The organism is Pseudomonas sp. 39004, from assembly GCF_028682155.1.
GTDB lineage: Bacteria > Pseudomonadota > Gammaproteobacteria > Pseudomonadales > Pseudomonadaceae > Aquipseudomonas > Aquipseudomonas capeferrum.
Window position 1 is genome coordinate 1 of the sequence record NZ_JANIAG010000145.1, and the last position, 14,342, is coordinate 14,342.

At 60.7% G+C, this 14,342-nt stretch carries 14 protein-coding genes; 9 read left to right on the plus strand and 5 right to left on the minus strand.

Annotated elements, in window-relative coordinates; all coding sequences use genetic code 11:
• Positions 1–70: 70 nt before the first annotated feature.
• Positions 71–1,540, minus strand: coding sequence for an ATP-dependent RNA helicase RhlB (gene rhlB / locus NP534_RS20825; RefSeq protein ID WP_274099946.1), 1,470 nt, complete (start codon positions 1,538–1,540; stop codon positions 71–73).
• A 100-nt stretch (positions 1,541–1,640) separates the two neighbouring features.
• The gene (locus NP534_RS20830; protein ID WP_186658771.1) at positions 1,641–2,297 is read right to left on the minus strand and encodes an alpha/beta hydrolase; all 657 of its coding nucleotides are present in this window, start codon (positions 2,295–2,297) and stop codon (positions 1,641–1,643) included.
• 332 nt (positions 2,298–2,629) lie between these two features.
• On the opposite strand from NP534_RS20830, the gene NP534_RS20835 reads away from it, so the two are divergent.
• The 4 genes from NP534_RS20835 (at position 2,630) to NP534_RS20850 (ending at position 6,787) form a co-directional block, all read left to right on the plus strand.
• Positions 2,630–3,658, plus strand: a complete 1,029-nt coding sequence (locus NP534_RS20835) for an amino acid ABC transporter substrate-binding protein (RefSeq protein ID WP_186663361.1) — start codon at positions 2,630–2,632, stop codon at positions 3,656–3,658.
• A gap of 67 nt (positions 3,659–3,725) precedes the next feature.
• Positions 3,726–4,904 carry an amino acid ABC transporter permease gene (locus NP534_RS20840; RefSeq protein WP_274099947.1) on the plus strand — a complete coding sequence of 393 codons (1,179 nt, stop codon included), beginning with the start codon at positions 3,726–3,728 and terminating at the stop codon, positions 4,902–4,904.
• 10 nt (positions 4,905–4,914) lie between these two features.
• Positions 4,915–6,012 (plus strand): amino acid ABC transporter permease, encoded by a 1,098-nt coding sequence (locus NP534_RS20845; protein ID WP_274099948.1) that lies wholly within the window; start codon positions 4,915–4,917, stop codon positions 6,010–6,012.
• Between the two features lie 10 nt (positions 6,013–6,022).
• A complete protein-coding gene (locus NP534_RS20850) occupies positions 6,023–6,787 on the plus strand; it encodes an amino acid ABC transporter ATP-binding protein (RefSeq protein ID WP_033702861.1) in 765 nt (254 codons plus the stop codon).
• Between the two features lie 42 nt (positions 6,788–6,829).
• On the opposite strand, the gene algW is transcribed toward NP534_RS20850, so the two are convergent.
• On the minus strand, positions 6,830–7,990 hold the full coding sequence (gene algW / locus NP534_RS20855; RefSeq protein WP_033702860.1) for a Do family serine endopeptidase AlgW: 1,161 nt from the start codon (positions 7,988–7,990) through the stop codon (positions 6,830–6,832).
• Positions 7,991–8,204: 214 nt separating this feature from the next.
• Here algW and NP534_RS20860 point away from each other — a divergent pair, with 214 nt between their 5' ends.
• From NP534_RS20860 to NP534_RS20880, 5 genes are all read left to right on the plus strand, one after another.
• The gene (locus NP534_RS20860; RefSeq protein ID WP_274099949.1) at positions 8,205–8,963 is read left to right on the plus strand and encodes a Nif3-like dinuclear metal center hexameric protein; all 759 of its coding nucleotides are present in this window, start codon (positions 8,205–8,207) and stop codon (positions 8,961–8,963) included.
• A 174-nt stretch (positions 8,964–9,137) separates the two neighbouring features.
• A complete protein-coding gene (cysD, locus tag NP534_RS20865; protein ID WP_003251799.1) occupies positions 9,138–10,055 on the plus strand; it encodes a sulfate adenylyltransferase subunit CysD in 918 nt (305 codons plus the stop codon).
• Between the two features lie 103 nt (positions 10,056–10,158).
• Positions 10,159–10,500 carry a four helix bundle protein gene (locus NP534_RS20870; protein WP_047582659.1) on the plus strand — a complete coding sequence of 114 codons (342 nt, stop codon included), beginning with the start codon at positions 10,159–10,161 and terminating at the stop codon, positions 10,498–10,500.
• Between the two features lie 53 nt (positions 10,501–10,553).
• A complete protein-coding gene (gene cysN, locus NP534_RS20875) occupies positions 10,554–12,455 on the plus strand; it encodes a sulfate adenylyltransferase subunit CysN (RefSeq protein WP_274099950.1) in 1,902 nt (633 codons plus the stop codon).
• Positions 12,456–12,631: 176 nt separating this feature from the next.
• A complete protein-coding gene (locus tag NP534_RS20880; RefSeq protein WP_274099951.1) occupies positions 12,632–13,264 on the plus strand; it encodes a hypothetical protein in 633 nt (210 codons plus the stop codon).
• Positions 13,265–13,495: 231 nt separating this feature from the next.
• Here the strand turns inward: NP534_RS20880 and NP534_RS20885 are convergent, their stop codons facing one another.
• A complete protein-coding gene (locus tag NP534_RS20885) occupies positions 13,496–13,774 on the minus strand; it encodes a bacteriocin immunity protein (protein WP_274099952.1) in 279 nt (92 codons plus the stop codon).
• A complete protein-coding gene (locus tag NP534_RS20890) occupies positions 13,771–14,091 on the minus strand; it encodes an S-type pyocin (RefSeq protein ID WP_274099953.1) in 321 nt (106 codons plus the stop codon). Before NP534_RS20890 ends, NP534_RS20885 begins: the two co-directional genes overlap by 4 nt.
• Positions 14,092–14,342 lie beyond the last annotated feature (251 nt).

The following is a 14,342-nucleotide window of genomic DNA, read 5'->3' on the forward strand; positions in this document are numbered from 1 at the left end:
ATAGGGCCGCGCAGCGGCCCCATCGCGACACAAGGCCGCTCCTACAGGGGCGGCATCAGCATTCGGGCAATCAGTGGTGCTTGCGTGGTACCGGCGTCAACAGCTCATCTGGCGGCATCTCGCACTTGATCTTGCGCCCCAGCAGTTCTTCGATCGCCGGCAACTGGTAGGAATCGTCCTCACCGGCAAAGCTGATCGACACACCACTGGTCCCGGCACGGCCAGTACGGCCGATGCGGTGCACGTAGTCATCGGCATCTTCGGGCAGGGTGAAGTTGATCACGTGGCTGATGCCATCGATGTGAATACCACGGCCCGCCACGTCGGTGGCCACCAGCACGGTAATCCGGCCTTCACGGAAGCTTTCCAGGGTGCGAATGCGCTTGTGCTGTGGCACATCGCCCGACAGTTGCGCAGCGTTGATGCCATCGCGCACCAGCTTTTCTTCGATGCGCCGCACCTCGTCCTTGCGGTTGGCAAACACCATCACCCGTTCCCACTTGTTCTGGGTCACCAGGTTGTACAGCAGCTTGTACTTGTCGCTGCCAGCCACCGCGTACACGTGCTGCTCGACGGTTTCGCTGGCCACGTTTTCCGGTTCGATCTCGACGATGGCCGGGTCGGTGGTCCACTGTTTGGCCAGGTTCATCACGTCTTCGGTGAAGGTGGCGGAGAACAGCAGGGTCTGGCGTTCGCTTTTCGGCGGGGTCTGGCGAATGATCTGGCGTACCTGGGGGATAAAGCCCATGTCGAGCATGCGGTCGGCTTCGTCCAGTACCATCACCTCGACCATGTCCAGGTGCACTTCACCGCGCTGGTTGAAGTCCAGCAGGCGGCCCGGGGTGGCGACCAGAATGTCGCAGTGGCGTGCTTCCAGGGCCTTGAGCTGCTTGTCGAAGTCCATGCCGCCGACAAAGCTCATGACGTTCAGGCCGGTGTACTTGGTCAGGGCTGCGGCGTCCTTGGCGATCTGCACCACCAGTTCGCGGGTCGGCGCGATGATCAGCGCGCGCGGTTCGCCCATGTAGCGTTCCTTGGGCGGCGGCGTCTGCTGCAACTGGGAAATGATCGAGATCAAAAACGCTGCGGTCTTGCCGGTGCCGGTCTGAGCGCGGCCGATCGCGTCCTGGCCACGCAGGGTGTAACCCAATACCTGAGCCTGGATCGGCGTGCAGTAGGGGAAGCCCAGGTCATGGATCGCGTGCATCACTTCGTTGGACAGCTTGAAGTCGTGGAAGCGGGTTTTACCTTCCTGCGGCTCGACCACGAAGTCTTCCAGCTTCCACAGGCTGGCCTGTGGCTTTGGCTTGGGCTTGCGTTCGCGACGCGGTTTGTCCTTGGCCGGGTTGTCGGCAGCGGCAGGCGCTTGGGCCTCTTGGCTGGCGTCGGCGCGTTGTGGGGCCGGCTGGGGCGCTGGCTGAGGCTGGGGCTGAGCCACAGCAGCGGGCGCAGGCTCGGGCGTTTTCACGCTGGCAGCGGGATCGACGGCCTGGGGCGCGGCGTCTCCTTTGCCGAATATTTTTTTGAGTGCCTTGAGCACGATCGTCTCATCAACTGGTTAAGGAATGTACGCCGGGCAGTGTAAAGCAAGAACCCGACGCGGCGTAGCGGAATACACCCACAACTACAGGCGATCAGGCTTATTGCAGCTGCTTGCTCAACCAGTCATGGATGTCGCCCAGCTCTTCGACCACCACTTCGTGTTCCATCGGGTACTCGTGCCAGCGGGCGGCGACACCCCAGGTATTGAGGTACTCGAACGCGGTGCGGCCCATCGAGGGGATCACCACTGGGTCATGCACACCATGCAGGCACAGGGCCGGGGTGCGTTGCTGGCAGGCGCTCAGTTCATGGGCGTCGGAGAAGGTCGGGGCATAGGTGGACAGGGCGATCACGCCGCCCAGGGCTTCTTGCCACTTTATATAAGCCGTGTGCAGTACCACCGCGCCGCCCTGGGAGAAGCCGGCCAGGAAAATCCGCGTCAGGTTGATGCCCTTGGCCTGTTCTGCCTTGATCAGGGCGATGACCTGCTCGGCCGATTCCTCCAGCTGCGCCTCGTCGATGGCACGTGCCGGGGTCATGGCCTTGATGTCGTACCAGCTGGGCATGGCATAGCCGCCGTTGATGGTCACGGGGCGGGTGGGGGCCTGGGGCATGATGAAGCGGGTGCTGAGCAGTCGTTCCTGCATGAATTCGGCAACCGGTAGGAAGTCGTAACGGTCGGCGCCCAGGCCGTGCAACCAGATCACACAGGCGTCGGCGGTTTTCTGCGGTTCGAGAATCAGCGGGTTGGTCATGACTGCTCCGAAAATGTGCGGGTCTTGTTATGGCGTGCTTAAAAAGAAGGCGCTGCAAATGATTGTCGGAAAAATAATGTCGCAACGATACAACTTTGCCTACTTGACGTGCGCTTAAACGCTTTAGCCGCCAACTGTGGTACGCCCTTTGCTACGAATCATACGATGCAAGGGTCAGGCCGTGACGGTAACACCCTTTGCAAGCGAAGGCTGTCATAGAACAGCCCATTGCGCCAATTGACCCAATAACAAGCCAACACGGGTCGGATACGCCTCAAAAGGGTGCGGTGCAATTCCGGCTCGGTACAACAAGAGCGATTTGGAGGTTGTGAATGAAGATGTTGAAAACCACCCTGGCAGTCCTGACCGCTGCCGCTGCGCTGGGCGCCGTGACTACCGCCCAGGCCGGCGCCACGCTTGATGCGGTAAAGAAGAAGGGCTTCGTCCAGTGTGGCGTGAGCGACGGTCTTCCAGGCTTCTCGGTACCTGATGCGCAAGGCAAGATCGTCGGTATCGACGCCGATGTCTGCCGCGCCGTGGCCGCCGCCGTGTTCGGCGATGCGACCAAGGTCAAGTTCAGCCAGCTCAACGCCAAGGAACGCTTCACCGCACTGCAGTCCGGCGAAGTCGACGTGCTGTCGCGCAACACTACCTGGACCAGCTCGCGCGATGCCGGCATGGGCCTGGTGTTTGCCGGTGTCACCTACTATGACGGCGTCGGTTTCCTGGTCAACAAGAAGCTGGGGGTATCCAGCGCCAAAGAGCTCGACGGCGCGACCATCTGCATCCAGGCCGGTACCACCACCGAACTGAACGTGTCCGACTACTTCCGCGCCAATAACCTCAAGTACACCCCGATCACCTTCGACACCTCCGACGAAAGCGCCAAGTCGCTGGAATCGGGCCGTTGCGACGTGCTGACCTCGGACAAGTCGCAGCTGTTCGCCCAGCGCTCCAAGCTGGCCGCGCCGACCGACTACGTGGTGCTGCCGGAAACCATCTCCAAGGAACCGCTGGGCCCGGTGGTGCGCAAGGGCGACGAAGAGTGGTTCAGCATCGTCAAGTGGACCCTGTTCGCCATGATCAATGCCGAAGAGGCTGGTATCACTTCGAAAACCGTCGAAGCCGAGGCCAAGTCCACCAAGAACCCGGACAATGCCCGCCTGCTCGGCGCTGACGGCGAGTACGGCAAAGACCTCAAGCTGCCCAAAGACTGGGTAGTCCAGATCGTCAAGCAAGTCGGCAACTATGGCGAAGTGTTCGAGAAGAACCTGGGCCAGAGCACCGACCTGAAGATCGACCGTGGCATGAACGCCCTGTGGAACAACGGCGGCATCCAGTACGCGCCACCTGTGCGCTGATGGTTGCACCCTGCGGCGGCATTCCGCCGTCGCAGGCTGTTCGAATCCCTACTTTCCGGGGCACTTCATGCAAAATCGAATCGGCGCACAAAAGGGGCTATCCCTGAGTGATCCACGTGTGCGCGCGTGGCTGTTCCAGGTACTCACGATCCTGTTCGTGGTGGGCCTGGGCTGGTACCTGTTTCACAACACGCAAACCAACCTGCAGCACCGGGGCATCACCTCCGGCTTCGACTTCCTCGACCGCAGTGCCGGCTTCGGCATCGCTCAGCACCTGATCCCTTATGTGGAGTCCGACAGCTACGCGCGGGTGTTCGTCATCGGCCTGCTCAACACCCTGCTGGTCACCTTCATCGGCGTCATCCTGGCGACGATCCTGGGGTTCATCATCGGCGTGGCGCGGCTGTCACCCAACTGGATGATCAACAAGCTGGCGACCGTGTATGTGGAGACCTTCCGCAACATTCCGCCGTTGTTGCAGATCCTGTTCTGGTACTTCGCGGTGTTTCTGACCCTGCCAGGACCGCGGGGCAGCATCAACCTCGACGACATGTTCTTCATCAGCAACCGCGGGCTGAACATGCCCGGTGCCTCGATGGCCGAGGGCTTCTGGCCGTTTACCGTTGCCTTGGGGCTGGCGATCGTGGCCACGGTGGCGATGGTGCGCTATGCCAACAAACGCTTCAACGAGACCGGCAAGCCGTTCCACAAGTTCTGGGCAGGGCTGGCGCTGCTGGTCGTCATCCCCGGTCTGTGCGTATTGCTGTTCGGCAGCCCGGTGCACTGGGAAGTGCCGCAGCTCAAGGGTTTCAACTTCGTTGGCGGCTGGGTGCTGATTCCCGAACTGCTGGCCCTGACCCTGGCGCTGACCATCTATACCGCGGCGTTCATCGCCGAAATCGTGCGCTCGGGCATCCGTTCGGTCAGCCATGGCCAGACCGAAGCTGCGCGTTCGCTTGGCCTGCGCGAGGGCCCGACTCTGCGCAAGGTGATCATCCCCCAGGCACTGCGGGTGATCATTCCGCCACTGACCAGCCAGTACCTGAACCTGGCGAAGAACTCGTCGCTGGCGGCCGGTATCGGCTACCCGGAGATGGTCTCGCTGTTCGCCGGTACCGTGCTTAATCAGACCGGCCAGGCCATCGAGGTGATTGCCATCACCATGAGTGTCTATCTCGCCATCAGCATCAGCATTTCGCTGCTGATGAACTGGTACAACAAGCGCATTGCGCTGATCGAGCGGTGAGGATACGCCCGTGAATGCTCATGTTTTCAAACCTGACATGCCGCCACCGGTAAAAACCGTCGGCGTGCTCGCATGGATGCGGGCCAACCTGTTCTCCAGCTGGCTCAACAGCCTGCTGACCTTGTTCGCCGTCTACCTGGTGTGGCTGATCGTGCCGCCGCTGGTGCAGTGGGCGTTGATCGACGCCAACTGGGTCGGCACCACCCGCGCCGATTGCACCAAGGAGGGCGCCTGCTGGGTGTTCATCCAGCAGCGCTTCGGCCAGTTCATGTACGGCTACTACCCGGCGGAACTGCGCTGGCGCGTAGACCTGACCGTGTGGCTGGCGGTACTTGGCGCCGCGCCGCTGTTCATCAAGCGCTTCCCGCGCAAGGCCGTGTATGGCCTGGGCTTCCTGGTGCTGTACCCGGTCCTTGCCTACACGCTGCTGCATGGCGGCTACCTGGGCCTGGAAAGCGTGCCGACCAGCCAGTGGGGCGGGCTGATGCTGACCTTGGTGATCGCCACGGTGGGTATCGTCGGTGCGTTGCCGCTGGGCATTTTGCTGGCATTGGGGCGGCGCTCCAGGATGCCGGCGGTGAAGGTGGTGTGCGTGACCTTCATCGAGTTCTGGCGCGGCGTACCGTTGATCACCGTGCTGTTCATGTCGTCGGTGATGCTGCCGCTGTTCCTGCCTGAGGGCATGAGCTTCGACAAGCTGCTGCGGGCGATGATCGGCGTGATCCTGTTCCAGTCGGCGTACATCGCCGAGGTGGTGCGTGGCGGCCTGCAGGCCATCCCCAAGGGGCAATACGAAGCGGCTGCGGCCATGGGCCTGGGCTACTGGCGTGCGATGGGGCTGGTGATTTTGCCCCAGGCGCTGAAGCTGGTGATCCCCGGCATCGTCAACACCTTCATCGCCCTGTTCAAGGACACCAGCCTGGTGATCATCATCGGCCTGTTCGACCTGCTCAACAGCGTCAAGCAGGCCGCAGCCGACCCGGCCTGGCTGGGCATGGCGACCGAGGGTTATGTGTTTGCCGCCCTGGTGTTCTGGATTTTCTGTTTCGGTATGTCCCGCTACTCCATGCATCTGGAGCGCAAGCTGGACACTGGCCACAAGCGTTAGGAGTTTCGAAATGAGTGAAGCGATCAAGCAGCCTGCTGGCCCCGAAGGCATCATCCAGATGCAGGGTGTGAACAAATGGTACGGCCAGTTCCACGTGCTCAAGGACATCAACCTGAATGTGCGCCAAGGCGAGCGCATCGTTCTGTGCGGGCCGTCCGGGTCGGGCAAGTCGACGACCATTCGTTGCCTCAACCGCCTGGAGGAACATCAGCAGGGGCGCATCGTCGTCGATGGCGTCGAGCTGACCAACGACCTCAAGCAGATCGAGGCGATCCGCCGTGAGGTGGGCATGGTGTTCCAGCACTTCAACCTGTTCCCGCACCTGAGCATCCTGGAGAACTGCACGCTGGCGCCGATGTGGGTGCGCAAGATGCCACGGCGCAAGGCCGAGGAAATCGCCATGCATTATCTGGAGCGGGTGCGTATTCCGGAGCAGGCGCACAAGTACCCGGGGCAGTTGTCTGGCGGGCAGCAGCAGCGCGTGGCGATTGCCCGGGCGCTGTGCATGAAGCCGAAGATCATGCTGTTCGACGAGCCGACTTCGGCGCTGGACCCGGAGATGGTCAAGGAAGTGCTCGATACCATGGTGGGCCTGGCCGAGGATGGCATGACCATGCTGTGCGTGACCCACGAGATGGGCTTTGCCCGCACCGTGGCGAACCGGGTGATCTTCATGGACAAGGGGGAAATCGTGGAGCAGGCGGCCCCGGATGAGTTCTTCGACCGGCCGCGCAGTGACCGGACCAAGTTGTTCCTGAGCCAGATCCTGCATTGATGAAACCAGGGGGCCGCCCCACCGGGGCGGCTCCATGCAGCTTTACTTCTCTTCCGGATTGGCAGCCGGCGCAGGCGGCGGCCGCAGCCCCACCTCGGCAATCAGCTTCAGTTGCTGCCCGTTGCGCATCACCTCGATGGTGATCTTCTCATTGGGCTTGATCCGCGCCACCTGGTTCATCGACTTGCGCCCGTCACCGGCCGGCTCGCCGTTGATGCTCATGATCACGTCACCCAACTGCAAACCGGCTTTTTGCGCCGGCCCTTCGCGGAAGATCCCCGCCACGACGATACCCGGCCGGTCCTGCATGCCGAACGATTCGGCCAGCTCCTGGCTCAGCGGCTGCACTTCGATGCCCAGCCAGCCACGAATCACCTGGCCGTGCTCGACGATCGACTTCATCACCTCCAATGCTAGTTTCACCGGGATGGCGAAGCCGATGCCCTGGGAGCCACCGGACTTGGAGAAAATGGCCGTGTTGATGCCGATCAGGTTGCCGTTGGCATCGACCAGTGCGCCACCGGAGTTGCCGGGGTTGATCGCCGCGTCGGTCTGGATGAAGTCTTCGTAGTTGTTCAGGCCCAGCTGGTTGCGGCCGGTGGCGCTGATGATGCCCATGGTCACGGTCTGGCCGACGCCAAAGGGGTTGCCGATGGCGAGCGACACGTCGCCGATGTGGATGTTGTCGGAGCGGCCTATGGTGATGGCCGGCAGGCTTTTGAGGTCGATCTTCAGCACCGCAAGGTCGGTTTCCGGGTCGCTGCCGATCACCCGGGCCAAGGTCTCGCGGCCATCCTTGAGCGCCACCACGATCTGGTCGGCGCCACTGGTGACGTGGTTGTTGGTCAGCAGGTAGCCCTCGGGGCTCATGATCACCGCCGAACCCAGGCTCGATTCCCAGCGCTTCTGCTTGGGCAGGTTGTCGCCGAAGAAACGGCGGAACTGCGGGTCTTCGAACAGCGGGTGGGCGCTCTTGTTCACCACCTTGGTGGTGTACAGGTTGACCACCGCCGGCGCGGCCAGGGTCACAGCGTCGGCGTACGACACCGGGCCCTGCATGATCCGCGAGGTCTGCGGTGCTTGCTGCAGGTTGACGTCCTGGCTTGGCAGGCCGACCCATTGCGGGAAGCGCTGGATGATCAGCATGGCGATCAGCACACCGGTGAGCAGGGGCCAGCCAAAGTAACGCAGAGCCTTGAACATGAACGAATCCTGGGAGTAGGGCGGGAGCCAAGTAGCCGCGCCACGGGGCGCGAGCGCGCGCGATCATACACCTGAAACCGCTGATCGGCGATGGCTTGTCTGGCCTGCCCGCAAGCGGCTGCCGCCGGTTTCCCCAAGGCCGGCGACGGCTCATAATGGCGGCCAGTATACGGGTGTTGAACCCGGCAAAAACGCAGATTTCGAGGAGATTTTCATGGCCGTCGCTCTGAACACCCTGGTCGAGGAAGCCGAGCGCTACCTGGGCAGCGCGAAGATCCAGGATTATTGCCCCAACGGGCTGCAGGTCGAGGGCCGCCCGCAGGTCAGCCGCATCGTCAGCGGCGTCACGGCCAGCCAGGCGTTGCTGGATGCCGCCGTCGAGGCCGAGGCTGACCTGGTGCTGGTTCACCATGGTTACTTCTGGAAGGGCGAGAACCCTTGCATCACGGGTATCAAGCAGCGGCGCCTGAAGACCCTGCTCAAGCACGACATCAGCCTGCTGGCGTTTCACCTGCCGCTGGACGTGCACCCGGAGGTGGGCAACAACGTGCAGTTGGCGCGCCAGCTGGACATTACCGTGGAGGGGCCGCTGGACCCTGAAAACCCGAAAGTGGTCGGGTTGGTCGGTTCGCTGACCGAGCCGATCACGGCGCGCGATTTTGCCCGACGGGTGCAGGAGGTGATGGGGCGCGAGCCGTTGCTGGTCGAAGGCGAGCAGATGATTCGCCGGGTCGGTTGGTGCACGGGGGGCGGGCAGGGCTATATCGATACTGCGATTGCCGCCGGTGTCGACCTGTTCATCAGTGGCGAAGCGTCGGAGCAGACCTACCACAGTGCCCGCGAAAACGGCATCAGCTTCATTGCCGCCGGGCACCATGCCACCGAGCGCTATGGCGTACAGGCACTGGGCGATTACCTGGCACGGCGGTTTGCCGTAGAACACCTGTTCATCGATTGCCCCAACCCTATCTAAGCGGTCTTGCCCGCGAAGGGCCGCAAAGCGGCCCCATTTTCCCCAAACCCCCAGTCATATCGTTAGATTGTTTCGATCTAGCCCGCCTCCTAAATAGAAGCAGCCGCTGTGATAAAGTGGCTCGCTCGAACACGGCCCGCAGGCCGTCCATAAGATCGTTTTTCGTGAGTAGCCATGGTCGACAAACTGACGCACTTGAAACAGCTGGAGGCGGAGAGCATCCACATCATCCGCGAGGTGGCCGCCGAGTTCGACAACCCGGTGATGCTGTACTCGATCGGCAAGGATTCCGCCGTGATGCTGCACCTGGCGCGCAAGGCCTTCTTCCCGGGCAAGCTGCCGTTCCCGGTGATGCACGTCGACACCCAGTGGAAATTCCAGGAGATGTACAGCTTCCGCGACAAGATGGTCGAGGAAATGGGCCTGGAACTGATCACCCACGTCAACCCCGAGGGTGTGGCGCAGGGCATCAACCCCTTCACCCATGGCAGCTCCAAGCACACCGACATCATGAAAACCCAAGGCCTCAAGCAGGCGCTGGACAAGCATGGTTTCGACGCCGCCTTCGGTGGTGCCCGCCGTGACGAAGAAAAGTCCCGGGCCAAGGAGCGCGTCTACTCGTTCCGTGACAGCAAGCACCGCTGGGACCCGAAAAACCAGCGCCCCGAGCTGTGGAACGTGTACAACGGCAAGGTCAACAAGGGCGAGTCGATCCGCGTCTTCCCGCTGTCGAACTGGACCGAGCTGGACATCTGGCAGTACATCTACCTCGAAGGCATCCCGATCGTGCCGCTGTACTTCGCCGCCGAGCGTGAAGTGATCGAGAAGAATGGCACCCTGATCATGATCGACGACGAGCGCATTCTCGAGCACCTCTCCGAGGAAGAGAAAGCCCGCATCGTCAAGAAGAAGGTGCGTTTCCGTACCCTCGGTTGCTACCCGTTGACGGGCGCTGTCGAGTCGGAAGCCGAGACCCTGACGGACATCATTCAGGAAATGCTCCTGACCCGTACGTCCGAACGCCAGGGCCGTGTCATCGACCACGATGGCGCCGGCTCCATGGAAGACAAGAAACGCCAAGGCTATTTCTAAGCTTCAAGTTACAAGCGGCAAGCTGCAAGACAGAAGCAGAACGAGTAGCTTCTGATTTTTGTGGACTGCCGCCTGCACTGCGGGCGCACAGGGAGTGTCTGCAGTGGATTTTGAGAAGTTGCTGGTTTGGCAGAGAAGTAAAAATTTAGCCGTTGTGATGTATCAGGCATTTGCCGACTGCCGGGATTTTGGATTCAGATCTCACATCACCCGTGCAGCGGTTTCAGTCCCTTCCAACATTGCCGAAGGGATGGAGCGCAGAGGGCCGCGGGAGAAGACGTGGTTCCTAAGCGTGGCGAAGGCGTCCTGCGCAGAGTTGCGGGCTCAACTGATAATTGCCGGTGAAATTGGTTACTTGCCTTCTGAATTGGCCAACGACTGGATTACTGAAACCCGTGAGCTCTCCAGAATGCTTGCAGGGTTGATCAACAAAATTTCTAACTAGCTGTACGCCGACAAGCTTGCTGCTTGAAGCTTACAGCTTGGAGCTTGAATGCAATGAGTCACCAATCTGATCTGATCAGCGAGGACATCCTCGCCTACCTGGCCCAGCACGAGCGCAAGGAACTGCTGCGTTTCCTGACCTGCGGCAACGTCGACGACGGCAAGAGCACCCTGATCGGGCGCCTGCTGCACGACTCGAAGATGATCTACGAGGACCACCTCGAAGCCATCACCCGTGATTCGAAGAAGTCCGGCACCACCGGCGAAGAAGTCGACCTGGCGCTGCTGGTCGACGGCCTGCAGGCCGAGCGCGAGCAGGGCATCACCATCGATGTCGCCTACCGCTACTTCTCCACCGCCAAGCGCAAGTTCATCATTGCCGACACCCCGGGCCACGAGCAGTACACCCGTAACATGGCCACCGGTGCGTCCACCTGTGACCTGGCGATCATCCTGGTCGATGCCCGCTATGGCGTGCAGACCCAGACCCGTCGCCACAGCTACATCGCCTCGTTGCTGGGCATCAAGCACATCGTCGTCGCGGTCAACAAGATGGACCTCAAAGGTTTCGACGAGGGCGTCTTCGAAGAAATCAAGGCCGACTACCTGAAGTTCGCCGATGCTATCAACCTGACGCCGAGCAGCCTGCACTTCGTGCCGATGTCGGCGCTCAAGGGCGACAACGTGGTCAACCGCAGCGAGCGTTCGCCGTGGTACACCGGCCCTGCGCTGATGGAAATCCTCGAGACCGTGGAAGTGGCGGCCGACCGCAACTTCACCGACTTGCGCTTCCCGGTGCAGTACGTCAACCGCCCTAACCTGAACTTCCGCGGTTTCGCCGGCACCCTCGCCAGCGGCGTGGTGCACAAGGGTGATGAAATTGTCGTGCTGCCGTCGGGCAAGAGCAGCCGGGTCAAGTCCATCGTCACCTACGAAGGTGAGCTGGAAAACGCCGGCCCAGGCCAGGCCGTGACCCTGACCATGGAAGACGAGATCGACATCTCCCGTGGCGACCTGCTGGTGCATGCCGACAATGTGCCGCCGGTAACCGACCAATTTGACGCGATGCTGGTGTGGATGGCTGAAGAGCCGATGCTCCCGGGCAAGAAATACGACATCAAGCGCGCCACCAGCTATGTGCCGGGCTCGATCGCCAGCATCACCCACAAGGTCGATGTGAACACCCTCGAAAAAGACGCTGCCAGTGCGCTGCAACTGAACGAGATCGGTCGGGTCAAGGTGTCCCTGGACAGCGCCATCGCGCTGGACGGCTATGACAGCAACCGCACCACCGGTGCGTTCATCGTCATCGACCGCCTGACCAACGGCACCGTCGGCGCCGGCATGATCATCGCGCCGCCAGTACTGCCACACGGCAGCACCGGCCAGCACGGCAAGCAGGCCCACGTTTCCACCGAAGAGCGCGCCCTGCGCTTCGGCCAGCAGCCGGCCACCGTGCTGTTCAGCGGCTTGTCCGGCGCTGGCAAGAGCACCTTGGCTTATGCCGTGGAGCGCAAGCTGTTCGACATGGGCCGTGCTGTTTACGTGCTCGATGGCCAGAACCTGCGCCACGACCTGAACAAGGGCCTGCCACAGGACCGCGCCGGCCGTACCGAAAACTGGCGCCGCGCCGCCCATGTGGCGCGCCAGTTCAACGAAGCCGGCATGCTGACCCTGGCTGCGTTCGTTGCCCCGGATGCCGAAGGCCGCGAACAGGCCAAGGCGCTGATCGGCAAAGAGCGCCTGGTGACCGTTTACGTCCAGGCTTCGCCTACCGCCTGCCGCGAGCGCGACCCGCAGGGCTTGTATGCCGCCGGTGGCGACAACATCCCGGGCGAGAGCTTCCCGTTCGATGTACCGCTGGATGCCGACCTGGTGATTGATACCCAGGCTACCAGCGTCGATGAAGGCGTGAAGCAGGTGCTGGATGTGCTGCGTCAGCGTGGTGCTATCTAAGCGCTGAGGCTGCATGAGAAACCCCGCTTCGGCGGGGTTTTTTTATGGCTGTGATTACAGAACACGCACGGCGATCCGTTAGCGACTTGACGGATAGACAAGTTGACAAGTTGACAGTTTTTAAGGGCACGTCTGGTCTGTTGGCACAGGGGCGATCAAGGCCCTGAGGAGGCCCTATGATTACAACCACACACGAAGTACTCCATCCGGTAATCGGTCGTATCGAAGCTGCCAAGGCCGCATTGCGTGAGCGCTTTGAGGAGCACCTTGCTCGTGCTTCGGAAGCGGTGGTGCTGAAAGCCGTGGCCCTTGCGGACGATAAAGCATTCGCGGCGCTTGCCAAGGTAGAGGTTGAGACTAAACGCAGTATCGCAACGCGCAACCAGGAAGCCGTGTCCAGGATGAAAGCGCGTGCGTTCGAGCGGGTCGACGGCCGTTGCGAGTTACTGGATGCCAAGGCAGCCTGCGAAATACTGGGCATTACAAAGCAGGCACTGAGCCAGAAGACAAAAGCTGGAAACCTGCTCGCGTACACAAATTCCGGTAACCGCAGAAAATTCTACCCATCGTTTCAGTTTGCCAATAACAAGCCACGGGCAGTTGTTGCAAGGCTGATCAAAGCGCTAGAGGTAGACCCTGCCGACCTTGAAGCCATGAATTTTCTGGTTCAGCACCTGGTCGGCAAAATGGATTACTCAGACCCAGGGGAGCCAAGCAATGAAGTGCCACGGTTCGAGTTGTTGGATGACAGTGCGGCCCTGAGGATCATCACGCGTGACTATGTGAATGCCTTGACGGCGGGGCAGTGAAAGCCGGGGCTGTCTACAAGGCTTCTTGGACGTTTACTCCAGCACTACACCTAGGCTGTCCAGAAATTCAACGGCCGTTTCACCGTTAGACAGCAGCGCCTGCATGAGAGGTTGATAGCTCGTGCTTCCACCTGGGTTGAGCGACCTGTGAACAAGACATTCAAGATGCGAGCGGCTTTGAGTTGGTGCAGCGAAGTCCCGTTAAGCTGAGAAAGGCGTACCGGTTGATCGTCAACACCCTGGCCAGGCTGGCACATCCTTGAGTAAAGGAAGCCCGTTTGTTTTTCGCCATGCCATGATACGTGCAATTACCTGGGTAGCCCGGCCTTCCTTCTCACTTTCCGAGTAATAGATCAGGTCCGAGCCGTCGGGGTGTGCGACAAGATCGATAAAATGCTCCAGTAGGCGATCTTGCCAGGCTGAGGTTCCTGCGGCTTGCAGTAGTTCCTCCACCAGGGCTTCGAATTCAGAGTAGGTGTAGTCCGCGAGGCAGTGTTTCTGGCCGATCACCACGCCACCTCCGAAGACAGTGCGTACTGCATCGCACTCATGATGCGCAGGTTGTCGGCGTCATACATCAGGCCGCCAAGCACGGGTGGGTCTAAGTGGCAGAGCTGATAGGAGCGCAGGCCTTTGGCTGTGTCACGGAAGGGTGCGCGGGGTGGCCAGCCCTGCTTGATGCGGTTGAGCTGGGAGGGGATGAACTGCTGAGAGTAAATCGGGTCTTCTGCGATTGCCATCCAGAACGCTTGAGAGAACTGGTCGAAGTTACAAAATATTTGCCCAGATAGTTTTCTGACGATGCAGTCAGGAAGGTGCGCAGTCATGCCGGATTATCTCCGTAGGTAAAAGGGTGGCTGTTCTTTCGGTTTTTATCCTAGCGCAACTTCTTCCATTGGGGATCTGAGAGTGATGTAGCCGTTTTTCTGTTGAGCTGTAGGAGGTTTCTACGAGAACACCGCAGAGGTGGGGTATGAATTTATAAATTTCACCATGTTCTCCTTAGAGTGGCGCCTATTAGGACGAGCGCCACCTAGTGTCCTGTCTCAAAAATAAATATTCCATTTGAGCTAAGCTT